Raw genomic sequence first — 23,901 nt, forward strand, 5'->3', positions numbered from 1 at the left:
AACCGCTTCCGCCCACGCTCCGACCGAGGCAGCAGAGGTCGGACGAACTCCCACTCGGCATCGGACAGTTCATGGCGACGTATCCCCGACCATGATCCACCACACAAGATCATTTGGAGCCACCTCCGCGAGGAGTCAGCTGATCGGCGGCGTGCTGTTCTCCTGTCGGGAGGCTGTGCCGAGCAATGTACGTGCGACGTCTTCCAGGGATCCGAGCAGCGGGTTCAGGTCGCCAGCGCGGGTGACGAGCACGAGCTCGCAGGGATCGATGTCGATGACGGGCACCAGGGCGATGTCCTCGCGCACAGCAGCGCGTCGATCGGCGGCAGGGAAGATCGCGACACAGTGGCCGGTGGCGATGAGTTCCAGCTTGTCCTCGTAGCTGTCGTCGATCGCGGGCGGGGGTGGTGCCGGGCGGTCGTCGACCGGCTTGGGCGTGCTCCAGACAACCGGAGTGCTGACGCAGGCCACCAGTTCCTCGTCCGACAGAGCCCGGGGGCTGACGGCTTTCTCGTTCGCCAGATGATGACTCGCCGATGTGGCGAGTACCCGCGATTCCTGATGGAGCTTGGTCACCCGGAAGCCGTCCGTGGGGAAGGGCAGGGGCCTGTACACAACGAGGGCGTCCACCCGCCCCTCGGCGAGGGCGCGCGTGTCCCGCCAGTCGAGGTGCCGGGTGCGGACCTGGCCGTCGGGGTGCCGACGGCGCAGTTCCTGCACACAGGCGGTGATGACCAGTCCTTCGGCGCAGCCGACGGTGACGGTACGGGGCTGGACGGCGGCTCTGGCCGTGCGAGCGGCTTGCTCGGCCTCTTGGAGCAGTATCCGGGCCCTGGGAAGGAATGCCTGACCGGCGTCGGTGAGGCTGCTGCCCTGCGGCGAGCGGTCGAAAAGCCGGACACCGAGCCGAGCCTCAAGTCGCTGGATCTGGCGGCTCAGCGACGGCTGTGCCAGGTGCAGCTTGGTGGCGGCCCGGCCGAAGTTGCCATACTCCGCCACGACTGTGAAATAGCGCACGAGCCGGAGATCGAGGTCCATTCGCTCAGGGTACGTCGCGCGTCGTCATACGCCTGGGGCATGCCGGCATACGGAACAGGCCTTGGACAGGGTGTGCGGGTAGATATTGGCTTGAGGGCATGACCACTTATGACGGCAAGAAGATCGTGATCACGGGCGGAAGCAGCGGTATTGGCCTCGCTACGGCCCGGTTGTTCGCGGACGGTGGGGCGCACGTACTGATCACCGGCCGCACCCGATCCACTCTGGACGCCGCGCTTGAGCAGCTGGGGGACAAGGCGGTCGGCGTCCGCAGCGACGCCGCGTCCCTGACGGACATCAAGGCGCTGGCCAGCACGGTCCAGGAGCGGTTCGGTGCGGTGGACGCGCTGTTCGTCAACGCCGGCGTCACCGAGTCCGCGCCGTTCGACTCGACGACGGAGGAGATGTACGACACGCTGTTCGACATCAACACCAAGGGCCCGTACTTCACGGTGCAGGCGTTGGCGCCGCTGTTGCGCGAGGGAAGCGGCGTGGTCCTCACCACGTCGGTGGTGAACGTCCTGGGCCTCGACACGCTCAGTGTCTACTCGGCGAGCAAGGCAGCCCTGCGGTCGATGACGCGCACCCTGGCCCGCGAGCTGCTGCCGCACAAGGTGCGGGTCAATGCCGTGAGCCCCGGCCCGACCGACACGGGCATCCTGGACCGCTCCGTCCCCGCCGACGTCGCCGAGACGATAAAGGACACCTACCGGAGCATCAACCCGATGCAGCGGCTGGGGACGTCCGAGGAAGTGGCCGCCGCGGTGGCGTACTTGGCGTTCGGTGCTACCTTCTCGACGGGAACGGAGTTCCCTGTCGACGGAGGAGCGTCGCAGCTCTAGGACTTGTCCGGTCGATCATGTGATTACTTCGTGTCTGGGTCGTTGACGTGGGCATGGGGCGGGGTGATCTGAGTGATGCGGAGTGGGAACGGCTGCGGCCGTTCCTGCCGGTCGGTAACGCGCGTTGTGGCCGGTGGCGGGATCACCGGCAGGTGATCGACGGGATCCTGCACCGGTCGGACATCGGGGCGAAACACCGTGGCAGAGCCTCATCGCCCTCATCGCCCGCCTGGTGGAGGTGGTGCGGGAGGTGAGGGACTGGGCCGCTCACGGGGCGGCTCCACGGCCAAAACTCCACCTCAGCGCGGACGGCAACCGCCGGCCCTTGTCCCTGACGGTCACGCCGGGCCAGCGGGCCGACTGCACCCAGTCCGGACCGGTACTGGAGAAGATCCGTGTTCCCCGGCCGGGGCCGGGCAGGCCACGCGGCAAGCCGGACAGTGTCTCGGCCGACAAGGCAGACAGCAACGGCCCGTGCCGGCAGTACCTGCGGCATCGGGGCATCCGGCACATCATCCCGGAGAAGGCCGACAGCCAGGCCGCCCGCCTGCGCAAAGGAGCACGTGGCGGACGGCCACCGGGCTTCGACGAAGAGCGGTACAAGAAACACAACACCGTCGAACGGGCCAGCAACAGGCTGAAACAGCACCGGGCCGTGGCCACACGCTACGACAAGCGCGGCTACGTCTTCCTCGGCACCGCAACAGCGGCAGCCCTCACCATCTGGCTCCGAACATGATCGACCGGACAAGTCCTAGACGGACGGCTCGAACGTCAGGATTTCGCCCCGCGCGTGACGCCCGTCCCACATGGGGTGCCCCGGTCGGGGCCCGGCGGTGGGGGGCGGGCGGCCGTCGGCCGTCTTCGCCGGAAGCCGGAAGGTCGTCACCGGCGTCGACGACGGCGATGGCGATGGCGATAGCGATGGCGACGACGGCAGCCGCCCGCCGCCGCCCGCCGCGTGTGCCGCCATCGGGCGGCGCGGATACCGTGCATCCGCGCCGCCCGATGCACCGAGGCGGGGCCCCGGCGCCCCGCTTACGCGTCCTCGGCCAGGCGTATCACCGCCGCGGGGCACCGGGCCGCGGCGTCGAGTACCACCTCGCGCTGTTCGGACGAGGGGCTGTCGTCGAGGACGACGACCAGTCCGTCGTCGTCCTGGTCGAACACCTCGGGGGCGGCCAGCACGCAGACCCCCGCCGCCACGCACTTCTCGGTCTCGGTGTGGACACGCATCAGAGCACCTCGTCCCAGGTGACCGGCAGTGCGCTGGGCCCGGTCACCACGCTGTCGGTCTTGAATTCGATCTGTTCGAACGGAACGGCCAGGCGCAGGGTCGGAATCCGGCGCAGCAGGGTTTCGAGTACGGTCTTCAGTTCGAGTCGGGCCAGTTGCTGGCCGGCGCACTGGTGCGGGCCATGGCCGAATCCGATGTGCCTGCCGGCGTCGCGGGTCACGTCGAGCCGGTCGGCCTCCGGGAACTGCTCCGGGTCGTGATTGGCCGACTGGATGGCGGCGATGACGAAATCACCCGCCGCGACGGGCTGTCCGCCGATCTCGGTGTCGCGGGTGACCTCCCGCATGATGCCCGTACCGACGCCGAGGAACCGCACCAGCTCCTCCACCGCGCCCGGTATCAGTGCGGGGTCGTCGCGCAGGGCCGTGAGCTGGTCGGGGTGGTGCAGCAGTGCCAGCACGCCGTAACTGATCATGCTGGCCGTGGTGTCGAAGCCCGCGACGAGGAGACCCGCCGCCGTCATGACCAGCTCGGTGTCGGTGAACGGCCGGTCGCCGCGGTCGCCCCGTTCGATCAGGTTGCTGAGGATGTCCTCGCCGGGCTCGCGTCGCCGCCGGGCCACGAGGGGGTGCAGGTAGCCGAAGAGCGCCTCGAACGCGGCGGCCCTCTCTTCCGGGTCGGCGGTCGCGGTGAAGAGCGCGGCCCCCGCCCTCTGGAACAGCGGGTGGTCGGCGGCGGGGACTCCCAGCAGTTCCGCGATGACGGTGGAGGTGAGCGGTACGGCGAACTGCTGGTAGAGGTCCACCGGCGGGGCCGACTCGCCGAGCGCGTCGAGCCGTTCGTCCACGATCCGCTGCACCGTGGGACGGAGCCGTTCGATGCGCTTGATCGTGGAGAGTTCGGGTCCAAGGATCCGGCGGAACCGCAGGTGCTCGGCCCCGTCCATCCGTGAGAACGAGCCCTCCGTCACAGGCGCGTCGGGCGGCATGTCGGCCAGGATGTGGGCCGCCTGCCCCGAACGGTTGCTGAAGCGCTCGGGGTCGCCGAGTACGTCGCGTACGTCGGCGTAGCGAGTGACCAGCCACGCCTCGATGCCCGTGGGGCCCACGACTCTGGCCACCGGGAGGTCGGTCCTGAATCCGGCGACCTCCGGCGCCGGACGGAAGGGGCATTCCCGCTCGCGTGGCAGCGGCAGCGGGAGCGGAGGTTCGGCACCGGAGAGGGTGCTGTGAGCGGAAACAGCCATGGCATTCCCGTCGGTCGTGGGGGTATTGATGCATGACATGCAAAATGTCTGCCACAGACAAATTAGCACTGGCGACCGCGCCCCGCACCCGTCCCTCGGAGGATGACCGGATCAGTTGCGGCGGAGAACGGCCGGGGGTACGTTGCGGCGACGCGTCACCCACAGGAAAGGTCTGGGCTGTTCGTGCGTACGAATGTCCCGGAGACGGCGGGGCTGCGGGAACGGAAGAAGCTGCTCACGCGCCGGGCGCTGATGGAAGCGGCGACCGACCTGTTCGAGCGCAAAGGCTTTCACGCGACGTCCCTGGAGGACATCGCCGCGGTGGTGAACGTCTCGCCCCGGACCCTCACCCGCTACTTCGGCTCCAAGGAAGGCGTGATCCTCGGGTACGAGGACGACGACAACGCCACCCTGCTGCGTGAACTCGCCGCGCGCCCGGCCGCGGAATCCCCGCTGAAAGCGATGCGGGCCGCCACCCTCGCCGTGCTCGACGGCAGTTCGGGCGAGGACGGCGCACGCTACCTGCGCGTCCAGCGCCTGATCCTGGCCAACCCGCCCCTGCTCGCCAAGAGCCTGGAACGGACCACGGAACACAGCTACGTCCTGGCGGGTGTGCTCGCCGGACGCATGGGTGTGGACCCCGACGCGGACATGTATCCGCGTCTGGTCGTCGGAGTGATCGGGGCGGCGGTGCAGACCGCGAAGGAGCGCTGGCTGCGCGTGCCGGGCGAGCCGGCGGAGCAGTTGCCGGACCTGGTCCGGGAGGCCCTCGACCTGCTGGAGCCGTAGGCCGGCACGTCAATGGCCCGACACCAGGGCCACGTGCTCCCCGCGCAGGCGGGGGTGTTCCGGAGGGCCTGGTCCGCGCCGGCAGACCCCGGCCGTGCTCCCCGCGCAGGCGGGGGTGTTCCGTGTTTCCTGGTCCTGGACCGGACGCTGGGGGAGTGGTCCCCGCGCGGGCGTGACCGGAACCGTACGCGGCCAGGACCTCCCGTACGGGAGTGCTCGGGCGCGTCGTCGCCGGGCAGGTGCCGGCTCAGGCGTCGCTCCGGGGCGCGGGGTCGTTGGCGGCTCCGCCCGCGCCCAGGAGGGTCGTGGGGATCGCCGCCGAGGCGGGCTCCAGGGCGGGCAGGGCTCTGCGCGCCCGGTGCGTCGCGGCGGACGGCAGGGCCGCGCGGAGGAGCTGGGCCGTGCGGAGCCAGGGCTGGGCGTAGATGTGGCGGGCGCGGCGTTCGATGCCCGTGGCGAGGCGGTCCACGGCAGGGGCCAGCGGGTACGTGCGGCTGGCGGGCCAGCGCATACGGGAGCGCAGCTCGCGGAGCGTGGAGTCCTGGTCGGCGCCGCGGACCATGTCGGTGTCCGTCCAGGTGAGATAGCCGACGCCGACCCCCACTCCGTGGTGCGCCAGCTCGGTGCGGAGGGTGTGCGCGAAGGACTCCGCCCCGGCCTTCGAGGCGCAGTAGGCCGTCATCATCGGCGCGGGGGCGAAGGCCGCGAGCGAGGCGACCTGGAGGTAGTAGCCGCGGGAGTCCAGCAGCGCGGGGAGGAAGGCGCGTGCGGTGTTGGCGCTGCCGATCAGGTTGACCTCGATGACGCGGCGCCACGCGTCGGGCTCCGAGTGACGGAAGAGGCCGCCCACCGCGACCCCGGCGTTGGCGACGACGACATCGACCGTACCGAAGCGTTCCTGGACGAGCCGTGCCGTGCGCAGCATGGCCGCCGCATCGGTGACATCCGCGTGCCAGTGGTCCGCCTCGCCCGTCAATGACGCCGCGACGCGGGCGAGTTCGGCCTTCTCCAGGCCGACGAGCGCCAGCCGGGCGCCCCGTTCGGAAAGGGAACGGGCGAGCTGCTCGCCGACGCCGCGCGCGGCGCCGGTGATGACGGCGGTACGTCCTCGGAGCGGCGGGTGCCTGCTGATGGTGGGCCTCCGGAGTGAGAGAGAAGTGAGGAGAGGAGGGAAGTGCGGGGAGGAGGGAAGTGCGGGGAGGAGGGAAGTGCGGGGAGGCCGCCCCCCGGCGCGTGGCTGGAGGACGGCATTCCATACGTCGGCGCATTGTGTGCGCCGACGCGATCCGTACAGCCGGCGCGGTCCGTGCGACCAGGGCGGCGAACGTACGGCGACGCGTACGGCGGTCCGTACAGCGTTGAGGAGGCGCTGCGTACGCGCGGTGCGTACCGCGCTACGCGCACCGCGCCGTGCCTGCGTGACGTGCGTGCGTGGCGTACGGCCGCGTGGCTCAGGCGCGTCGCAGCGCCAGTACCGCGTTGTGCCCGCCGAAGCCGAACGAGTGGCTGACCGCCCGGTCGATCCGCTGCCGCAGCGGCTGCTTGGTCACGCAGTCGATGTCGAACTCGACGGCCGGCGCGTCCAGGTTGGCGATCGGCGGTACGACACCGTGCTGGAGCGTCAGCACGGTCAGGCCCGCCTCGATCGCGCCCGCCGCCCCCATACAGTGCCCCAGCACACCCTTGGGCGCCGTCACCGGCGGCCGGTGCGGATAGACCCTGCTGATCAGCGCCGCCTCGGTCGCGTCGTTGAGCGGCGTCGAGGTGCCGTGCGCGTTGACATGCTCGACATCACCGGGCTGCCAGCCCGCGTCGCGCAGTGCCACCTCCACCGCGCGCTGGGCGACGGCGCCCGAGGGGTGCGGGCTCGTCGGGTGGTGCGCGTCGGTCGTGGCACCGGCGCCCGCCAGCAGCGCGCGCGGCTCCGCGCCGCGCGCCCGCGCGTCCCGCTCGCGCTCCAGCACCATGATCGCCGCGCCCTCCCCCAGGACCAGCCCCGCGCGGTCCGAGGCGAAGGGCCGGCACAGCGCCGCCGGGTCCTCGCCAGGACCCGCCAGCGCGGCGGCGCCCGAGCGCACGAACCCGGTTATGGCGACCGGGAAGACGATGGATTCCGTCGCCCCCGCGATGGCGATGTCGCACTGACCGGTGGAGAGCAGGTCCCGCGCCACGGACAGCGCCGTGACCCCCGAGGAACACGCCGTGCACGGCGCCATGCTGGGCCCGGTGGCCCGCATCTTGATGGCGATCTCGGCCGCCGGCATGTTGGGGATCGTGAGCAGGATGCCGGAGGGGGAGGTCGCCTCCGGCCCGCGTCTGTCGAGCGCGACGGACTGTTCCGTCAGGCTGGCGGACCCCCCGCTGCTGGTCCCGACCACGACGGCGACCCGGGTGCCGTCCCAGCTCGCCGGGTCGAGTCCGGCGTCGGCGACCGCCTCGCGCGCGGCGAGGAGCGCGAACTTCACGTACCGGCCCATCCGGAAGGCCGTACGCCCCCCGATCGCGGCATCGAGATCGATGCCCTCGACCGTACAGGCGAAGTCGACCGCACAGCCGCTCAGTTCGGGCACCCGGTGGGCCGGGGAGACCCCCGCGCACACGCCGCGCCAGGTGGAGTCGGTGTCGTTCCCGGCCGGGGTGATCATCCCAAGACCGGTGATGGCGATGGCGGGTCCGGTCATCGGCCGACGCCCACCGGGGCCTCGTTCGCCTCGCTGACGCCACTCGTCGTGCCGACCGAGTGAACCGCGTACGGCGCGTGCGCCGCGTGCACGGCGCGCACCGTACGCGCCGTACGCGCCCCGTTGAGGAACGTGGTGATCTCGGCCAGCGTGGCGCCCTTGAGCAGCGAGTCCGAGTCGGCGTCGATCCCCAGCGTCTCCTTGATGATGACGGCGAACTCGGCGACGGCGAGGGAGTCCATCTCCAGGCTGTCCATCGTGGCCTCGGGGATGATCTCCGCGGCGGGCACCTTGAACGTCTCCGTCAGCACCTCGGTGATCTGCGGGTGGATCTCGCTCATGGGAAGTCCTTTCCAGGGGTTGGGTCGGTTGAAGGGGTCCGTGGTTTCAAGCGGGTGCGGCGGGTGCGGCGGGTACGGGGGGTGCGCCTGCGGGTGCGGGGGGCGCGGGCGCGGGGTCTACGGGTGCGGGGGGCGCGGCTACGGGTACGGGCGGTGCGGCGGGTACGGCGTGCCACGCGCCCTCCGCGTCGTCATAGGCGTCCACGTAACCGGCTCCGGAAATAGGCCAGTCGGCCACCATCTCCTCCGGAAGCGCGAAGGACTCGACGAGCGCGGGGGCATGGCCGGCCAGCCGCGAGATGAGGTGTTCGACGGCCTCGGGCAGTTCGTCGAGATGACGGGGGGCCAGCCGCCCCGCGGCCAGCAGATCGCCGCTGTTCCGGTCGATCCACTGGAGCGCGAAGAGCCGGTGCAGCGAACGCAACAGGTCATGGGCCGACGGGGAGGAGGCGGAGGCGCGCGGCGAGCCGGGCGCCAGTCCTGCCACCGCCACCCCGTACGCCTCCGACGCGCGCCGGTACGCGTACGCCTCCACGGCGCGCAGCGCGGCTCCGGACGCCGCGTTCCACCGCGCCAGCGAGTCGCCGTGCGGCACCTGGCTCATCCGGCGGCGGGCCCGTGCCAGCCAGACGGCCTCGACAGCCACGAGCAGTCCGTCCAGGAACAGCGGATCGGTCAGCTCGCGGCCGGCGGGCCCATACGATCCGTCCCTCTGCCCGGAAGCCGCACCCCCGGCCCCAAACGGAGCCGAGGCCGGCGCCGTAGCACGAGCCTTAGCGTGAGCCTTAGCGGGAGCCTTAGCGGGAGCCGGGGCCGGGGCCGGAGCAGGAGCCGCCGAGAACAACATCTCCGCCGCCGCCTTCGCGTAGATCGCGACATTGTCGCCCTCCGCCGTGATGACGCCCTCGATCCCCGCCAGCAGCTCGGTCATACCGTTGTTCTCCAACAGCGCCTGCGCACCGCACCGTTCCCGCGACTCCACGATGACCTCGCGCGCCCGCCAGCTGATCCAGCCCTTGGCGACCGCCACCAGCCGCTCGGCCTCGTCCGTGTCCGCTTCCGTACGCGACTCCCAGGCGGCCAGCGCCGTACGGTGCAGCAGGGTCATCGCGAAGACCGTGGCCAGGGCTCCGACCAGCGGGCCGTGATGGCTGCGGTGCGCGAACACCGGTACCCGCTCCCCGCCTCTGGACCCGGAGATGTGCCGGTGCCCGCCGTACCGTACGGCGAGCGCCAGCGTGACCCGCGCCGAGCCGACCGCGCACGCGCTCATGGAGAGCTTCCCCGCCGTGACCCGGCCGATCGAGGTCAGGAAACGCCGTCGGCGGTTGCTCTGCTCGCTCCGGAACTCACCGTCCTCGCCGATCCGCCCCTGCGCGCCCCCCAGTAGCGCCTCGCGCGCCACGAAAACCCGGTCGAACGAGGTGAGACAGTGGTCCACCGGGCTGCCCAGCCGGGCGGGCAGCCTGCGCACCCGGACGCCCGGGAGCGCCCCGGCGGAGTCGGTCAGCGGCGTCAGGAACAGGAAGACGCCGTGATCGGTACCGTCCACGAGCAACCGGGCCGCCACGACACCGGACTTGGGGCCGCCCGCCGGGCTGGTGTTGGGCATGAACTTCTGCGCCCCGGCATGCGGCGTGCGCAGGACGAAGCCGTCCCGCTCCCGGTCGTAGGTGGCCGTGGTCTCCACGGCGACCGCGTCGTTTCCGTGCGCGACCTCCGTACAGAGGAAGGTGCCCACCCGGCGCAGCGCGAAGAAGTCGGCCAGCTCCGCCGTGCCGTCCGCCGCCGGGCCCTGCCGGCTCTCCGCGTGGTCGAGGAGGCTGCCGAGGAACAGGTTGTAGTGAATGCCCGCGACCGTCGTGAAGGCCGGATCGACCGGGCCCAGCCACTCATGCAGCGCGGCGAGCCCGCGCGGGTCGGCCACCAGCCCCGCCGGGCTGTCGAGCGTGTCATTGACCGTGCGCAGCCGCTCGTACGCCATCGCCAGCCGTTCCCCGGACGACGCGCCGGGCCGGCGGCGGAACGGCGGCGCGGCGGCGAGCCGACGCCAGGGCGCGTGCTCCCGGTCGAAGTCCTCCCCGAAGAGCACGCGCGCCAACGAGTCCACCGTCGAGGACAAGGAGCCCGCCGCGTCCGACGAGCCCGCCGGGCCCGCCGGACCCAGTGAGGCTGGGCCCAATGAGCCTGTCTGGTCGAATGACTTCATGGCAACGGCGTTGATATTTATACTCACGCCGGTATAACGATCAATCAATGGCGAAGAAACGACTCTCCCACCCGCAGAACCATGGGACATTCGTACGATCAGCTCCCTGATATGACCTGTCGTCAGGCCCGCCGGAACGCCAGCGCCACGTTGTGCCCGCCGAACCCGAATGAGTGGCTGACCGCCGTCTCCACCCACTGCCGCCGGGGTTCCTTCGTCACACAGTCGAGGTCGAACTCGACAGCGGGCGCGTCCACGTTGGCGATCGGCGGAATCACGCCATGTTCGAGGGTCAGCACCGTCGCCACCGCCTCGATCGCCCCCGCCGCCGCCAGCGTGTGCCCCACCACCCCCTTCGGCGCCGTGACCGACGGCCGGTGCGGGTACACCCGGTCGATCAGTGTCGCCTCCATCGTGTCGTTGAGCGGCGTCGACGTGCCGTGCGCGTTGACATGCTCTACGTCGTACGGGCTCCAGCCCGCGTCCCGCAGCGCCGCCTCCACCGCGACCTGGGCCCACCGTCCGTCGGGCGCGGGCGCCGTCGGGTGGTGCGCGTCCGTACTGGCGCCCGCGCCGGCCAGCAGCGCGCGCGGCGTCCGGCCCCGGGCCCGCGCGCCCGCCTCCCGCTCCAGGACGACCATCGCGGCGCCCTCACCGATCACGAACCCGTCGCGGTCCGAGGCGAACGGCCGTGACGCCCCGCCCGGATCGCCGGTACGCGTCGACAGCGCGCCCATCCGCGCGAAGGCCGTCACCACCAGCGGGGTCAGTACGGCCTCGGAGCCCCCGGCCACCACCACATCGCACTGGCCGCTCGTCAGCAGATCGCGGCCCACGGCGATCGCGGTGGCCCCCGACGCGCAGGCGGTCGCCGGGGCCAGGCTCGGTCCGCGCGCCTTGAGCGCGATGGCGACCTCTCCGGCCGCCGCGTTGGGGATCATCATCGGTACCAGCACGGGGGAGACGGCCTGCGGACCGTCCGCCTGGAGCTTCAGCGCGTTGTCGACGAGTACGGAGACACCTCCCACGCCCACGCCGAGCACCACGCCCACCCGGCCGCTGTCCCAGCTCGCGGGGTCGAGCCCGGCGTCCGCCACGGCCTGTCTGGCCGCGATCAGCGCCAGTTTCACGAACCGCGCCATCCGCCAGACCGACCGTCCGCCGATCACGGCGTCGAGGTCGATGCCCTCGACCGCACAGGCGAAGTCGACCGGCATACCGGCCAGTTCGGGGCGCTGCCTGGCCACCGAGCGCCCCGCGCACAGCCCCTCCCAGAAGGACTGTTCATCGTGGCCGGCGGGGGTCACCACCCCGAGCCCGGTCACCGCGACCGTCCCGCTCTCCCGCCGACACCCCTCCTCGTGTCCCTCCTCGTGCCCCTGACCGTTCCCCTGGCCGTTCCCCTGGCCGTTCCCCTGACCGCGTCCCCGCTCAGCCGTCGGCGTCATGATCCGTTCCTTCCGTCGAGGGCCGTGGCCCGTGAGTTCTCGGGCCGTGCGGCCTCGGACGTGGTCGCGGGCGTAGTCGCCTCGGGGGTGGTCGCCTCGGTCGTGGTCGACGCGAGCGCGGGTGCCTCGGTCATGGTCGGCACGGGCGTGGTCGACGCGGGCGTGGTCGTCACCGGCCAGCGCAGCGCGACCGTCCCCCAGGTGAGGCCGCCGCCGAAGGCGGTCAGCAGCATGCGGTCGCCCGCGCGGAAACGTCCCCGCGCGTCCGCGTCCGCCAGGGCGAGAGGGATGGAGGCCGCGCCGGTATTGCCCACCCGGTCGAGATGGGTGACACAGCTCTGGACGCCGATCCCCACCCGGTCGGCGACGGCCCGCAGGATCCGGGCATTGGCCTGGTGCGGTACGAAATGGTCGACGTCGGCGGCGTCCCAGCCCACCGCGCGCAGCAGGGAGCGGCACGAACCGGTCATCCGCTCGACCGCGTGCTGATAGACCGCCCGCCCCCGCATCCGGAAGAACTCGGCGCCGTCGGCGGGCGGTTCCGCCACCGACCTCGACCGCGCTCCGCCGCCTGGCACGGTGATCAGGTCGTATCCCGTGCCGTCACTGCCCAGATCGAAGGCGAGCAGCTCGCCCCGGTCTCCGGCCCTGCCCGCGCCGATCAGCGCCGCTCCGGCGCCGTCGCCGAACACCACGCCCGAGGAGCGGTCCCGGGGATCCAGCCAGGTCGAGTACACATCGGCGCCGACCAGGAGCACCCGCTCGTAGAGGCCGGAGACGACCAGGCCATGGCAGACGGCGAGGCCGTAGACGAAGCCGCTGCACACCGCGCCGATATCGAACGCGGGTACCGTGCCCAGCCCCAGCCGCGCCGCCAGCGCCGGCGCCGTGCCGGGACAGAGATGGTCCGGCGTCGCCGTGGCCAACACCACGGCGTCCACCCCCCGGTCACCGCCCGCCCGCGCCGAAGCCGCGCCCACGCGCGCGCCCGTGCCCGTGCCCGTGCCCGCGAGCATGCCCGCGCCCGCACCCGCACCCGTGGCCGCGAGGCCGGGCGCCTCCGGTACCAGCAGCCTCGCCGCCTCATACGCGAGGTCCCCCGTGGACATCCCCGGAGCGGCCCGATGGCGGCCCTCGATGCCCGTGCGCGTACGGATCCAGGCGTCATCCACCTCCCACTCCGCGGGCAACGCCCCATTGGGGACGGGCTCCCCCGGTACCCACCCGGCGACGGCCTCCAGTACCGCCGACCGCGGTTTCACCCCCTCCCGGCTCTTCTCACGCCCCCTCGCGCGCGGGCCTCGCGCCTCCGTGCGCTCGTACAGTGCGTTTCCACTCGCCACCCACGGCCCCCATCCGGTTAACGATCACATCGACCGGATGACAAACGGGCGCGCCCGTAAGCGAGTTACTGCGCCATTTGGGGCAAAGATCGCGCCGGTTCCCACCCAGGTAGGTGAATCCGTGCCGCGGAGGTGCCGAGCCCGCTCGGACCGGGCGGCAGCAGGCGGAGGTCACCGGCCCGCTCTTCCAGCAGTTCCGCCTCCTTGTACCGCTTGCAGCCGTGATGCCAGTTGAGAATCCCCGACAGCCAGTTCTCCAGCTCCTTCACATAGCCGTCGAGCACCCGGCGCGCGTCCGCGTCGAGGTCGAAGTCGTCGTACAGCGTGGGCAGTTCGTTGGCGACGACATGCCGGAACTGGCTCATCCGCGAGTTCATCAGGTCGTCGATGATCGCGAGCCCGGTCGGGTAGTCGCAGTTGAAGAAGTTCTGCACGACGAGCACACCGTTGTGCACCTCGCCCTCGAACTCGATCTCCTTCTGGTACGAGAAGACGTCGTTCAGCAGCGTCGCGTAGTCCTGGGCCGCGTTCTCCATGGACCTCATCGGGCCGGACCGGTAGATCTCGGGCGGCACCACCCGGCCGTGGCCCAGCCGGGACAGACTCATCGTCATGTCCGAGCCGAAGGTCTGCCGTCGCATCTCGATGTAGTCGACGGGATCGGGGATACGGTTCTGCACCTGATTGGCCAGCTCCCACAGCCAGCTGTCGGTCATGTCCACGACGGACTTACGGAAGACGCGGCGCGCCTGCGCGTCCATCGGGCCCGCCGTACGGACCCACAGATCGGCCAGCCCCCGCTCCAGCCCGGTCACGGGCACCGGCGTCTCGAAGCTCTCGACCGGCATGAACAGCGCGAGCCGGTCATTGCACGCCTTCGCGCCCGCCATATCGCGCGCGTTGCCGTAGACGACCGGGTAGTAGTCGTCGCCGTACGTCCCCCACGTCAGCCAGTCCGAGGTGAGATCGAGCCCCTCCGCCGTGGCGTCCGGATGGATTCCGGCCGCGCAGAGCGGCAGATCGATACGGCGCAGCCGCTCCTCGTCCCAGACATCCGAACCCGGGATCCCCGGCTGTGCCTCCAGGATCCCCATGCGGTGCGCCCACTCGACGGTGTGCTCCCGCGAGTGGTCCAGATGCGGGCTCATCGACAGCGCGAACGGCATCCGGAACTCAGGCAGCACGGAGGGACCGACCCGCTGGAACGGGACATGGCTGTGGCTCCGCACCCGCGCCGGCGCGCCCGCTCCGATCGTCTTCGCGATATCCGCCGCGGCCGTACCGAGACCGACCGGCACCATCGAGAACGACGCGCCCGCCCCGCCCGGCGCACCCCACAACCCGCCGACGCCCCCGCCCCCCGTGCCGGAAGCGGCCTCCGAACCGACTTCCGGACCGGCTTCCGAACCGCTCTCCGAACCAGCGCCGTTCATATAGCGGCTGGAGCGCATATGCCACTCATGGCCGCCCGACTGCCAGTCCTGCAGCCCCTTCACATAGGCGAGGGTGTCGGCGCACGACTGCGGATCCAGTCCCTTCGCGGCGAAGAGCGGCCCCAGTTCGGCCAGCGCGGTGTTCTCGAACTGCTGGATGCGCGAGGTGAGCAGATCGTTGACGGCGTCCGCCGCCTCCTGAGTCGTACAGCCGAGGAACGTCTCCAGGACGAGCACGCCATTGCTCAGCTCGCCCTCCTCCTCGATCTCCCGCTGGTACGAGAACAGGTCGTTGCGCAGGTGGACAGCGTCCGAGAACGTCTCCTTCAGGACCCGCAGCGGACGTGAGTCGGCGATCACCGCGGGCACTTCGGCGCCCGCCGCGTATTCGATGAGCCCCGCGGACCAGGGCGCTCCGCCGACCTTGCGGCGCATCTCGATGTACTCGACCGGGTTCGCCACCCGGTGCGCGTTGATGTTCGCCAGCTCCCAGTCGGACTCGTTGAGGAGATTCTCCGTGGACTCCGCGAACCGCCGCCGCCAGGCCATGGACATGCTCGGGACCGTACGCGCCCAGAGGTCCGCCAGCCCCGCCTCGACCGGATTGGTCGGCTCCGGGAATCCGTCGGCGAGATCCATCGGCATGAAGGCGGCCAGCCGTTCGAGATACGCCTTGCCGCCCTCCCGGTCCTGGGGCCGCTTGTAGACCTCCAGGAAGTGGTCGTCGAAGAAGAACACCCACACATACCAGTCCGTGACCAGCGACAACGCCGGACCGTCGCAGTCCGGATGCGTATACGAGCAGAGCAGGGCGTAGTCATGGGAATCGAGGTCGGCTTCCTCCCAGACCCCCGAACCCTCCAGCATTCCCCTGTCCCTGGCCCATTGCTTGGAGTGCGCCCTGGTCTCCTCCAGGTGCGGATTGAGTCGGGCCGGATAAGCCATATAGAAATCCGGCAATTCAAACGGCTGTGTCACGAGCGAGCGGCCTTTCCCGACAGTTCCGGTGGTTTTCCCTCGTGTCGTGATCTACCCCTCGCCCCACTCCCCCATCCGGACCACAAATTAGTCATATGAACACACGGCAAGCGCGTGGCGTACGCACATGGCGCCGCGGCCCGGGTGATCATCACTGAATGAGCACCACAATCCGGCTCGCACAACAGCCCGAGGCCGACGAGCTGCTCGGCCGCAGCCCGCTGGCCGCGCTCGTCGGCATGCTGCTTGACCAACAAGTCCCGATGGAGTGGGCGTTCTCCGGCCCGTACACCATCGCCGTACGCATGGGACACGACGACCTCGACGCACGCGAGATCGCCGCGTACGACCCCGAGGCGTTCGTCGCGCTGCTCACGGACAAGCCCGCCGTGCACCGTTATCCGGGGTCGATGGCCAGACGCGTCCAGCAGCTCTGCCAGTACCTCGTCGAGCACTACGACGGCGATCCCGCCGCGATCTGGCGTGACATCGCCACCGGCGCGGAGGTCCGGGAGCGGCTCAACGCGCTGCCCGGCTTCGGCACGCAGAAGTCCCAGATCTTCCTGGCGCTGCTGGGCAAGCAGTACGGGGTACAGCCCAAGGGCTGGCGCGAGGCCGCGGGCGCGTACGGGGACGTGGGCTCGTACCGTTCGGCGGCGGACATCACCGGACCCGAATCGCTGGCGAAGGTACGGGCGTTCAAGCAGGAGGCGAAGCGCGCGGCGAAGGCGGCGAAGCCGGCGCGAGCGCCCAGGACGGACTGACCGGCGGCCGGTCCACGCGACGGAATCCGCGCCCGATACGCGAGTGATCCCCCGCTACGCACCGTGAGCTGTGGCACAGCTGTTCCCAGGCGGCGCGGCGCTGGCTAGCTTTCCCTCACATTCGTTCGCACCGGAAGGATCCCAGCCCCTGTGAAGGCAACTTCCCGCAGACTTCTGGCAGTCGCGGCGACCGCCGCGCTCGCCGCGCCTCTTCTGCTGTCCGCCTCGCCCGCCTCCGCTCGCCCCCATGACCCGGCCGAGGACGCCGCCAAGGACGCGGCGAAGCTCTCCCGGAAGCTGGTGCGCGAGGCATCGGCCGGCAGCGCGTACCGGCATCTGGAGAAGTTCCAGGCCATCGCGGACTCCGCCAACGGCAACAGGGCGGCGGGCACGCTCGGCCATGACGCCTCCGCCGCGTATGTGTACAGCCAGCTGAAGAAGGCCGGTTACCAGGTCTCGTACGACACGTTCGACATCACCTATATCGAGACGCTCGCCGAGAAGCTCACGGTCACCGCGCCTTCGCCGCGCGATGTGGCGATCGTGGCCATGTCGTACACGACGTCCACCAAGGAGGGCGGCATCGCGGCCGACCTCGCCCCCGTCCCGGTCGACGCGACCACCGGCTGCGAGCCCGCCGACTACGCGGCCGGCGCCTTCACCGGCAAGATCGCGCTGATCCAGCGCGGCGGCTGCGACTTCGCGACGAAGCAGAAGGAGGCGGCGGCGGCCGGTGCGGTCGCCGCGGTCATCTACAACAACACCGAGGGCGCCCTCAGCGGAACGCTCGGCGGCCCGGACGCCGGGAAGATCCCCACGGGCGGCATCACGCAGGCCGAGGGCCAGGCACTCGCCGCCGAGGCCGCCAAGGGCGCGGTGAAGGTCTCCCTGGACATCCGCCAGCTCCAGGAGGAGCGCACCACCCGCAATGTGGTCGCCGAGACCAAGGGCGGCAGGGCGGACAGGACCGTGATGCTCGGCGCCCACCTGGACTCCGTCACCGAGGGCCCCGGCATCAACGACAACGGCTCCGGTTCCGCCGGGCTGCTGGAGGTCGCCCTCAAGCTCGCCAAGACGCACGACAAGCCCGCGAACAAGGTGCGGTTCGCCTGGTGGTCGGCGGAGGAACTGGGCCTGCTCGGCGCCGAGGCGTACGTCAACGGCCTCACCGCCGCACAGCGCGCGAACATCGCCCTCTACCTCAACTTCGACATGATCGCCTCGCCGAACTTCGCTCAGTTCGTGTACGACGGCGACGACTCCGACGGCGAGGGCTCGGGCGCCGGCCCCGAGGGCTCCGCCCAGTTGGAGAAGGGCATCACCGACTTCCTCGACAGCAGGAACGTTCCGCACGAGGGCACGGACTTCGACGGCCGCTCCGACTACGGTCCCTTCATCGACGCGGGCATCCCGTCCGGCGGCACCTTCACCGGCGCCGAGGGCATCAAGTCCGAGGACCAGGCCAAGAAGTACGGCGGCGAGGCCGGCGTCGCGTACGACAGGTGCTATCACTCCGCCTGCGACGACCTCTCGAACGTCAATATGAAGGCGTTCGGCATTAACATCGGTGTGATCGCCGACGCCGTGGGCACCTACGCCCACGATCTGAGCTCGGTGACCAAGCCGGCCGCGAAGGCCGAAGCGGCGCGGACCCCGCTCAAGGGCGCCAAGAACGAGACCGTTTCGCATTCACGCGGCCACACGCCCACCGCGTAGCGGGTCGCCTCGACGGCACAGCGCACCCCATCGCGATCAGGCGGTGGGGTGCGCGGCGGTTCTGGCACCGGAAACGAAAGTCGAGAAAACCGCTCTGCTGAATACGAGCACCGGGCCTTCGGTATTCTTGCTGTCACGTACGGGGATAATGCCCGGGATACCGGTGCCTATTTCCACGCAGTTTCCGCTGTTGTCGCCGCTGTAACTGCTCTTTACCCACGTCGTCGCTCTGAAATCGCGATTCATCATGGTGGCCGTACCCTTCCATCGCGTCATTGAGCAACGCGGCAGACTCGGAGGCGGACAGCGCATCCGCCCTCAGAACAGCATAGGTCTGTGCATGACGGCCGGTAACTGCCGGATCGTCGCTGAAATGTCCGCGGTCAAGCGATTCCGAGTACACCCAGACATGGCCATCCGAGAGGGTGATCAGAGACATGGACGTATTGGGACGCCAAATACCCGGGACACCCGCCGGGGCGACTTGAACACGGATGTTCGGCTGCTTTCCCACACGCAGCAGATGTGCGCACTGATCCCGCATGACGGCCGCGCTTCCGACGGTGTTCCTGATGCAGCTCTCATCCAGGACCATGAGCAGAAGCGGCCCCTCGGGCGAGAGGAATCTGTGTTGTCTGCTGAGCCGCGCGCGAACCCGCCTCTCCAGCTCATCCCCACTGGCCCGGCGCGAGAGCAACGCGCGGGCGTAGTCCTCGGTCTGCAACAGGCCCGGCATCATCTGGGTCTGGTACTCACGGAGCGCCGTCGCCTCGGCGTCCATGGCGGCACGGCGCTTGAACCAGTCCGGATGGTCCACTTCCGGATACCAGTCGATCTTGTGCCAGAGCTTCTGCAGGATGCCCCCGGTGCGCAGCACGATGTCGCACGTCTCAGCGAATTTCTCGTCAGGAACACGTGTTCCGGCTTCCACACGGGCAACGTAGGAACGATCGCAGGGGACTTCGCCAGCCAGTGCTATTTGCGTAACACCTATGGACTCACGGCAGTGCTTGAGAACTTCACCGAACACATCGGCCGTGCTGGCGCCTTTCTCCCCGCCCCCTGCGTTGCGTCGGCCCATGGCCGCTCCCCTCATGTCATGTGACAGATCTCGACTGGAACGCGTGCGATGTTGTGCGCCCGCCCCGCGCAACGCAACCCTTGTCCTGTGCAACGTAGTTGCATCGCCCTGAGGACGACAATGTGCGAGGAATCGAACTCAATGACACACCGTCCCCCTGAATTGGAGGCCGTGGTCCTCGGCACGACCATGCTCCGGTGGCGCCGGACGGAACAACTATCCGCCCAGGAGGGCACCAGAACGCGGCGCACGGAAAGGTGACCCGATGCCCAGGGCGACCTTGACCACCGTGCTGCTCTCAAAGACGGACTGCTGGTACTGCGAATCCTGCTGGATAAACAGCGTGGAGGCGGCACGCACCACCCAGGACGGCTGTATGGACTTGCTCTGCCTGAGCTGCGCCGAGGCCAATTTCCCAAGGCGCGTGGATATCTTTCCGCCGTTCGGAATCTTCGGGCTCTCGAACCGGAAGAGCAGAATCAGCAACGGAAAGCACGCGAAACCGGGCGGGCCCAAATTACCGCCCGATCCCGGACCGCACCCGCCGCCGAACCCGCGCCCGCAGTCCCCGCCGGGGACCCCGCCCGTCTGACGGGGCCGGCCGACGGGAGCCGGGGTGAGCCTGTCGCGCACCCCGCCGGACCCCTTTCGAGCGAATCAGCGGCACGGCCGCGTGGCCGGCGGCCGCGTTCGGGGGGCGTACCCGGGGCCATCCCCGTGGCGTTCCCAGGGCGTTCCTGGGCCGTTCCTGGCGCGTTCCTGGGAGTACGAGCACCGGACGGGTTGGTTCCACTCGCACTTCGCTCCCCCTTTGTGACCTAATACGACCTTTGCGCTCGGTCACCATGGCTGCGCCCGGAGCCGCTCGCCCGGTAGGCTTTCCGTGTGATCTTCAAGCGCATCGGTAACGGGCGGCCGTATCCCGACCACGGCCGGGAAAGCACCCGGCAGTGGGCGGATGTCGCGCCGCGCCCGGTCCGCCTCGATCAGCTCGTGACCACGAAGGGTCAACTGGACCTGGAGACGCTGCTCGCCGAGGACTCGACCTTCTATGGGGACCTTTTCGCCCACGTCGTGAAGTGGCAGGGCGATCTCTACCTGGAGGACGGGCTCCACCGCGCCGTCCGCGCCGCGCTCCAGCAACGCCAGGTGCTGCACGCGCGCGTGCTGGAGCTGGATCTGGGCTGATCCGGCCCGTAGGGCGGGGCTGCCCCGTACAGAGGCAGGATCCGCAGTCCGTACGGGGGCCGGAGCCGCAGCGGAGTCCGCGGCACAGACGGCCCTTCGGGTGCCGCGCACTTCGGACACTGAGCCCTTCGGGGTCTTTCCTCACCCGGACCGAGCAACCCATTGATCATTTAGTAGGAAACACCATCGGCGCGCACTACGCTGCGGCCATGAGCATGCTGACTCCCCCCGGCATGGGCGGAAAGTATCGCATCACGGGCAACAAGTACCCGCGCATGCGCCGCCCCCGTCATCGTCGCAGGATCGTGCTCGCGGCCGTCGCCTCCGTCGCTGCCCTCGGCCTGGCCGGCTGGGGAACGCTGCAGCTCATCGATGTCTTCACGGGAGGCGGCACGAAGAGCGCCGCCGCCGCCCGGAAGTCCGGCTGCGAGCATTCGTCCGAGCCCGTCAAGGCGCTCCCCAAGCCCGGCCAGATCACGGTCAACGTCTACAACGCGACCCCGCGAGGCGGACTCGCCATGGCCACCGCCGACGAGCTGAAGAAACGCGGCTTCGTCATCGGCAAGGTCGGCAACGCCCCCGCCGCGTACGACAAGAAGGTCCCGGGCACCGGGATACTGGTCGGCGCATCGAGGCCCGAGGACGGTTTCTTCACGGTTCTCGGCGCCCAGCTGAAGGGGGCCACGTCGAAGACCGACAGCCGGAAGACACCGGATGTCGATCTGATCCTCGGCACGGACTTCAAGGAGCTGAACGTACAGGAGGAGGCCGAGCAGGCCCTGGCCACCGCGTCGAGCACCGCGTCGGATCCCGCCTGCGGGGATCTGGGGGCGGCCCCGAAGCCCCCGAAAAACTGACCGCGCCTTCCGCCGGGGCCCGGTTCGCCTGCCGCGCGAACCGGGCCCCGGCGGCGTATCGCCCTACTAGACCGTCCCGTACCTCGCGTCGCCCTGCCCGGCCGTCCCGTACCTCATGTCGTCCTACTCGGCCGTCCCGTACATACGGTCGCCCGCGTCGCCGAGGCCCGGGACGATGTAGCCGTTCTCGTTGAGGCGCTCGTCGACCGCCGCCGTCACGACCGTCACCGGCGTGCCCGCGAGCTCGCGCTCCATCACCTCGACGCCCTCGGGCGCCGCGAGCAGCACGACCGCGGTCACATCGTCCGCGCCGCGCTTGATCAGCTCACGGATCGCCGCGACCAGCGTCCCGCCGGTCGCCAGCATGGGATCGAGCACATACACCTGACGTCCCGAGAGGTCCTCGGGCATACGGTTCGCGTACGTGGACGCCTGAAGGGTCTCCTCGTCGCGGATCATCCCGAGGAAGCCCACCTCCGCCGTCGGCAGCAGCCGCACCATGCCGTCCAGCATGCCGAGACCGGCCCGGAGGATCGGGACCACCAGCGGGCGCGGATACGAGAGCTTCACGCCCGTCGTGCCCGTCACCGGTGTCCGGATGTCGACCTGTTCAGTCCTTACGTCCCGGGTGGCCTCGTACGCGAGCAGGGTGACCAGCTCGTCGGCGAGACGCCGGAAGGTCGGGGAGTCGGTGCGCCGATCGCGCAGCGTGGTGAGTTTGTGCGCCACCAGCGGGTGGTCGACGACATGAATCCGCATGGCGACACAGTAACCGGGGGCCAAGGCTGTACGCGCTGCCACCGCTCAGCTGGCATCAACCCCCGTCGGCGAGGGAAGGTGTCAGAAGGCGCCGGTACGACCGCGGAGCCGAGTACGCAGCCTGAGGTGGTGACGCAGCCATGCCGGACGAGGATCGGGAAGACCGGGACCCGCGCGCCGCCCGGACCGAGGCCGACGCGCCCGCCGAGGCGGGGGACGAGCCCCGGCCGGAGCCCTCGGCAGCCGCGCAGGAGAGCCGGGCCGGTCACGAGAGCCAGGCCGCCCAGGAGAGCGAGGCGGAGCGGCGTCGCCGGCGCGCGCAGTTCCTGCGGGAGCTGAACGAGGCCAAGGCCCTGCGCGAGCGTGTGAAACCCCGCCAGGCCCGCGCCGCGCGGATGCGCCAGCAGATGCGGATGCGTACGTTCCGGTGGTGACCGGCGGTAGCCGCGCCCGGCGCGCGACGTACCCCGCCTTCGTCCCGCATGCTCATGGAAGGCATCCGGCGCCCGGGGCCGAACAGGGGCCTAATAAAATGGCCCGACGACGCAACGGTGGAAGACCTCTCGCGAAGCGTTCGTTTCTGCCACGATTCCGAGTGGGCGGGGCAGATCAGCGCACCGCCGGATCGTCACACCTCTGACCAGTGGGAGAGTCACGGTGTACTTCGCCGCACTGCTCGCGCGCACCGAAGACGGGTGGGAAGCGAGCGACACAGAGCTCGACGATGTGGAGACCTTGTCGGACCTGACCGACTTGGCCCGCGAAGCCTCGGTGGACGAGGACACGGTGCTCGTGTTTATCGAGCAGGAGGATGCCTGGTTCGGCATCCTCCGCGTGGAGGGCGAGGAAGATCCTCGCATCTACGTCTCCGACGCGGCCGCGGCCGCACGCTCCTCTTACGGGGAGATCCTCATTGATGAACTGCTCGGCAGGGACGACGACGACCCGGCCGACGACTTGGACACGCTGGACCTCGACGGTACGGAGGACGGCGAACCGGACGAGAACGACGAGGAGGAAGTGGACATCCCCGTGAAGAACGGGGAGACCGTGCCCGCGGGAGCCGTCGGCGACCGCGAGATTCTCACCGACCTCGGCCTGTCAGAGGCCGATCTGCTGGCGCTGGATTCCGACGCGATGGCCGAGATCGCCGAGGCGCTGGGAGCCGCCGAGGTGCTGGAGACCGTCCGCTGAGGCAGGCCCATGTGATCCGGCACGACCCCGTGCCCGACCCGGTACGCGCACCGTGGCGGGCGGCCATGCGCCTCGCCCTCGACGAGGCGGCACGGGCCGCCCTGTCCGGTGATGTGCCGGTCGGCGCCGTCGTGCTGTCCCCGGACGGCACGGTGCTCGCCGCGGGCCACAACGAACGCGAGGCCACGGGCGACCCGACGGCGCATGCGGAGATCCTGGCGATCCGCAGAGCCGCCGGGAAGCTCGGAGCCTGGCGGCTCACGGAATGCACGCTGGTGGTGACCTTGGAACCGTGCACGATGTGCGCGGGCGCGATCGTCCAGTCCCGGCTGGACCGTGTGGTGTTCGGCGCGCTCGACGAGAAGGCGGGGGCGGCCGGCTCGCTCTGGGATGTCGTACGGGACCGACGGCTCAACCACCGGCCCGAGGTGATCCACGGCGTTCTCGCGGAGGAGTGTTCCGAACTGCTGACGTCGTTCTTCCGGGATCGCTGACCTGCCGTCGGACAGCCGCCGACCAGCCGTCCGGCGGCCGGCGGACAGTCCCGGGGATACCGATTTCGGAGCACGGCCCACCTTGGGCTAAGCTCTCTCTCGGTAGCGTGTCCGAGCGGCCGAAGGAGCTCGCCTCGAAAGCGAGTGTGGGGAAACTCACCGAGGGTTCAAATCCCTCCGCTACCGCTCTCACACCCTTCTGATCTGCGGAAACACGATCAGGAGGGTGTTTTGCCGATATCTCAGGCCGATCCTGGTGCATG

22 protein-coding genes, 1 tRNA gene and 2 pseudogenes are annotated in these 23,901 nt (G+C 70.1%); 12 read left to right on the forward strand and 13 right to left on the reverse strand.

Translation table 11 applies throughout. From position 1 onward, the window contains the following. Positions 1-135 precede the first annotated feature (135 nt). The gene (locus tag ACZ7LS_RS23195; RefSeq protein ID WP_385130701.1) at positions 136-1,038 is read right to left on the reverse strand and encodes a LysR family transcriptional regulator; all 903 of its coding nucleotides are present in this window, start codon (positions 1,036-1,038) and stop codon (positions 136-138) included. Between the two features lie 98 nt (positions 1,039-1,136). Here ACZ7LS_RS23195 and ACZ7LS_RS23200 point away from each other — a divergent pair, with 98 nt between their 5' ends. After that, entirely contained in the window at positions 1,137-1,880 is a 744-nt protein-coding gene (locus ACZ7LS_RS23200) for an SDR family oxidoreductase (RefSeq protein ID WP_382669783.1), read from the forward strand. A 53-nt stretch (positions 1,881-1,933) separates the two neighbouring features. Beyond that, positions 1,934-2,619, forward strand: a pseudogene (locus ACZ7LS_RS23205) (IS5 family transposase). Positions 2,620-2,918: 299 nt separating this feature from the next. Here ACZ7LS_RS23205 and ACZ7LS_RS23210 read toward each other — a convergent pair. Both ACZ7LS_RS23210 and ACZ7LS_RS23215 read right to left on the reverse strand, forming a co-directional pair. Then, positions 2,919-3,116, reverse strand: a complete 198-nt coding sequence (locus tag ACZ7LS_RS23210) for a ferredoxin (protein ID WP_382522778.1) — start codon at positions 3,114-3,116, stop codon at positions 2,919-2,921. Next, positions 3,116-4,363: a cytochrome P450 gene (locus ACZ7LS_RS23215; RefSeq protein WP_385130704.1), complete on the reverse strand. Its 1,248-nt coding sequence runs from the start codon at positions 4,361-4,363 to the stop codon at positions 3,116-3,118. The genes ACZ7LS_RS23210 and ACZ7LS_RS23215 overlap by 1 nt, the downstream gene beginning before the upstream one ends. 183 nt (positions 4,364-4,546) lie before the next feature. Here ACZ7LS_RS23215 and ACZ7LS_RS23220 point away from each other — a divergent pair, with 183 nt between their 5' ends. Beyond that, positions 4,547-5,152 carry a TetR/AcrR family transcriptional regulator gene (locus ACZ7LS_RS23220; protein WP_382522772.1) on the forward strand — a complete coding sequence of 202 codons (606 nt, stop codon included), beginning with the start codon at positions 4,547-4,549 and terminating at the stop codon, positions 5,150-5,152. A 247-nt stretch (positions 5,153-5,399) separates the two neighbouring features. On the opposite strand, the gene ACZ7LS_RS23225 is transcribed toward ACZ7LS_RS23220, so the two are convergent. The 7 genes and pseudogenes from ACZ7LS_RS23225 to ACZ7LS_RS23255 all read right to left on the reverse strand — a co-directional run bounded on the left by ACZ7LS_RS23225 (position 5,400) and on the right by ACZ7LS_RS23255 (position 15,585). Then, positions 5,400-6,284 (reverse strand): SDR family oxidoreductase, encoded by an 885-nt coding sequence (locus tag ACZ7LS_RS23225; RefSeq protein ID WP_385130977.1) that lies wholly within the window; start codon positions 6,282-6,284, stop codon positions 5,400-5,402. A gap of 319 nt (positions 6,285-6,603) precedes the next feature. Continuing rightward, positions 6,604-7,833, reverse strand: a complete 1,230-nt coding sequence (locus ACZ7LS_RS23230; protein ID WP_382522766.1) for a beta-ketoacyl-[acyl-carrier-protein] synthase family protein — start codon at positions 7,831-7,833, stop codon at positions 6,604-6,606. Between the two features lie 116 nt (positions 7,834-7,949). Continuing rightward, positions 7,950-8,174, reverse strand: a pseudogene (locus ACZ7LS_RS23235) (acyl carrier protein); the annotation flags it as partial. Positions 8,175-8,220: 46 nt separating this feature from the next. Beyond that, positions 8,221-10,284, reverse strand: coding sequence for an acyl-CoA dehydrogenase family protein (locus ACZ7LS_RS23240; RefSeq protein WP_385130979.1), 2,064 nt, complete (start codon positions 10,282-10,284; stop codon positions 8,221-8,223). A 221-nt stretch (positions 10,285-10,505) separates the two neighbouring features. Next, a complete protein-coding gene (locus ACZ7LS_RS23245; RefSeq protein ID WP_385130709.1) occupies positions 10,506-11,831 on the reverse strand; it encodes a beta-ketoacyl-[acyl-carrier-protein] synthase family protein in 1,326 nt (441 codons plus the stop codon). After that, entirely contained in the window at positions 11,828-13,093 is a 1,266-nt protein-coding gene (locus tag ACZ7LS_RS23250) for a beta-ketoacyl-ACP synthase 3 (protein ID WP_385130712.1), read from the reverse strand. Before ACZ7LS_RS23250 ends, ACZ7LS_RS23245 begins: the two co-directional genes overlap by 4 nt. 146 nt (positions 13,094-13,239) lie before the next feature. After that, positions 13,240-15,585 (reverse strand): family 2 encapsulin nanocompartment cargo protein terpene cyclase, encoded by a 2,346-nt coding sequence (locus ACZ7LS_RS23255; RefSeq protein WP_385130715.1) that lies wholly within the window; start codon positions 15,583-15,585, stop codon positions 13,240-13,242. A gap of 158 nt (positions 15,586-15,743) precedes the next feature. On the opposite strand from ACZ7LS_RS23255, the gene ACZ7LS_RS23260 reads away from it, so the two are divergent. Beyond that, positions 15,744-16,349, forward strand: a complete 606-nt coding sequence (locus tag ACZ7LS_RS23260) for an HhH-GPD-type base excision DNA repair protein (RefSeq protein WP_382522753.1) — start codon at positions 15,744-15,746, stop codon at positions 16,347-16,349. Between the two features lie 174 nt (positions 16,350-16,523). Then, the gene (locus ACZ7LS_RS23265; RefSeq protein ID WP_382522813.1) at positions 16,524-18,065 is read left to right on the forward strand and encodes a M28 family metallopeptidase; all 1,542 of its coding nucleotides are present in this window, start codon (positions 16,524-16,526) and stop codon (positions 18,063-18,065) included. Positions 18,066-18,101: 36 nt separating this feature from the next. On the opposite strand, the gene ACZ7LS_RS23270 is transcribed toward ACZ7LS_RS23265, so the two are convergent. Both ACZ7LS_RS23270 and ACZ7LS_RS23275 read right to left on the reverse strand, forming a co-directional pair. Next, positions 18,102-18,242: a DUF397 domain-containing protein gene (locus tag ACZ7LS_RS23270; protein ID WP_240045375.1), complete on the reverse strand. Its 141-nt coding sequence runs from the start codon at positions 18,240-18,242 to the stop codon at positions 18,102-18,104. After that, positions 18,199-19,146 (reverse strand): helix-turn-helix domain-containing protein, encoded by a 948-nt coding sequence (locus tag ACZ7LS_RS23275; RefSeq protein ID WP_382522749.1) that lies wholly within the window; start codon positions 19,144-19,146, stop codon positions 18,199-18,201. Before ACZ7LS_RS23275 ends, ACZ7LS_RS23270 begins: the two co-directional genes overlap by 44 nt. 265 nt (positions 19,147-19,411) lie before the next feature. On the opposite strand from ACZ7LS_RS23275, the gene ACZ7LS_RS23280 reads away from it, so the two are divergent. The 3 genes from ACZ7LS_RS23280 to ACZ7LS_RS23290 all read left to right on the forward strand — a co-directional run bounded on the left by ACZ7LS_RS23280 (position 19,412) and on the right by ACZ7LS_RS23290 (position 21,191). Then, a complete protein-coding gene (locus ACZ7LS_RS23280) occupies positions 19,412-19,738 on the forward strand; it encodes a hypothetical protein (RefSeq protein WP_129767401.1) in 327 nt (108 codons plus the stop codon). Between the two features lie 293 nt (positions 19,739-20,031). Then, a complete protein-coding gene (locus ACZ7LS_RS23285; RefSeq protein WP_023540426.1) occupies positions 20,032-20,334 on the forward strand; it encodes a type II toxin-antitoxin system VapB family antitoxin in 303 nt (100 codons plus the stop codon). Between the two features lie 209 nt (positions 20,335-20,543). After that, on the forward strand, positions 20,544-21,191 hold the full coding sequence (locus ACZ7LS_RS23290) for a LytR C-terminal domain-containing protein (RefSeq protein ID WP_382522744.1): 648 nt from the start codon (positions 20,544-20,546) through the stop codon (positions 21,189-21,191). Positions 21,192-21,314: 123 nt separating this feature from the next. Here the strand turns inward: ACZ7LS_RS23290 and upp are convergent, their stop codons facing one another. Further along, positions 21,315-21,950 (reverse strand): uracil phosphoribosyltransferase, encoded by a 636-nt coding sequence (gene upp / locus ACZ7LS_RS23295; protein WP_356509148.1) that lies wholly within the window; start codon positions 21,948-21,950, stop codon positions 21,315-21,317. Between the two features lie 140 nt (positions 21,951-22,090). Between upp and ACZ7LS_RS23300 the strand changes: the two genes are divergently transcribed. The 4 genes from ACZ7LS_RS23300 (at position 22,091) to ACZ7LS_RS23315 (ending at position 23,824) form a co-directional block, all read left to right on the forward strand. Next, positions 22,091-22,384 (forward strand): hypothetical protein, encoded by a 294-nt coding sequence (locus tag ACZ7LS_RS23300; protein ID WP_385130720.1) that lies wholly within the window; start codon positions 22,091-22,093, stop codon positions 22,382-22,384. Between the two features lie 223 nt (positions 22,385-22,607). Beyond that, a complete protein-coding gene (locus ACZ7LS_RS23305) occupies positions 22,608-23,144 on the forward strand; it encodes a tRNA adenosine deaminase-associated protein (protein WP_129767397.1) in 537 nt (178 codons plus the stop codon). 65 nt (positions 23,145-23,209) lie between these two features. Next, positions 23,210-23,638: a tRNA adenosine(34) deaminase TadA gene (gene tadA, locus ACZ7LS_RS23310; protein WP_382522811.1), complete on the forward strand. Its 429-nt coding sequence runs from the start codon at positions 23,210-23,212 to the stop codon at positions 23,636-23,638. A 101-nt stretch (positions 23,639-23,739) separates the two neighbouring features. Beyond that, positions 23,740-23,824 (forward strand) — tRNA-Ser (locus tag ACZ7LS_RS23315). The last annotated feature ends 77 nt before the right edge of the window (positions 23,825-23,901 follow it).

The sequence above is a fragment of the Streptomyces sp. NPDC039430 genome (genome assembly GCF_055639435.1).

Coding starts and splice junctions, on each gene's coding strand:
- ACZ7LS_RS23195 (WP_385130701.1), bottom strand. CDS start 1,038: ATGGACCTCGATCTCCGGCTCGTGCGCTATTTCACAGTCGTGGCGGAG.
- ACZ7LS_RS23200 (WP_382669783.1), top strand. CDS start 1,137: ATGACCACTTATGACGGCAAGAAGATCGTGATCACGGGCGGAAGCAGC.
- ACZ7LS_RS23210 (WP_382522778.1), bottom strand. CDS start 3,116: ATGCGTGTCCACACCGAGACCGAGAAGTGCGTGGCGGCGGGGGTCTGC.
- ACZ7LS_RS23215 (WP_385130704.1), bottom strand. CDS start 4,363: ATGGCTGTTTCCGCTCACAGCACCCTCTCCGGTGCCGAACCTCCGCTC.
- ACZ7LS_RS23230 (WP_382522766.1), bottom strand. CDS start 7,833: ATGACCGGACCCGCCATCGCCATCACCGGTCTTGGGATGATCACCCCG.
- ACZ7LS_RS23245 (WP_385130709.1), bottom strand. CDS start 11,831: ATGACGCCGACGGCTGAGCGGGGACGCGGTCAGGGGAACGGCCAGGGG.
- ACZ7LS_RS23260 (WP_382522753.1), top strand. CDS start 15,744: ATGAGCACCACAATCCGGCTCGCACAACAGCCCGAGGCCGACGAGCTG.
- ACZ7LS_RS23275 (WP_382522749.1), bottom strand. CDS start 19,146: ATGGGCCGACGCAACGCAGGGGGCGGGGAGAAAGGCGCCAGCACGGCC.
- ACZ7LS_RS23280 (WP_129767401.1), top strand. CDS start 19,412: ATGCCCAGGGCGACCTTGACCACCGTGCTGCTCTCAAAGACGGACTGC.
- ACZ7LS_RS23290 (WP_382522744.1), top strand. CDS start 20,544: ATGAGCATGCTGACTCCCCCCGGCATGGGCGGAAAGTATCGCATCACG.
- upp (WP_356509148.1), bottom strand. CDS start 21,950: ATGCGGATTCATGTCGTCGACCACCCGCTGGTGGCGCACAAACTCACC.
- ACZ7LS_RS23300 (WP_385130720.1), top strand. CDS start 22,091: ATGCCGGACGAGGATCGGGAAGACCGGGACCCGCGCGCCGCCCGGACC.
- tadA (WP_382522811.1), top strand. CDS start 23,210: ATGCGCCTCGCCCTCGACGAGGCGGCACGGGCCGCCCTGTCCGGTGAT.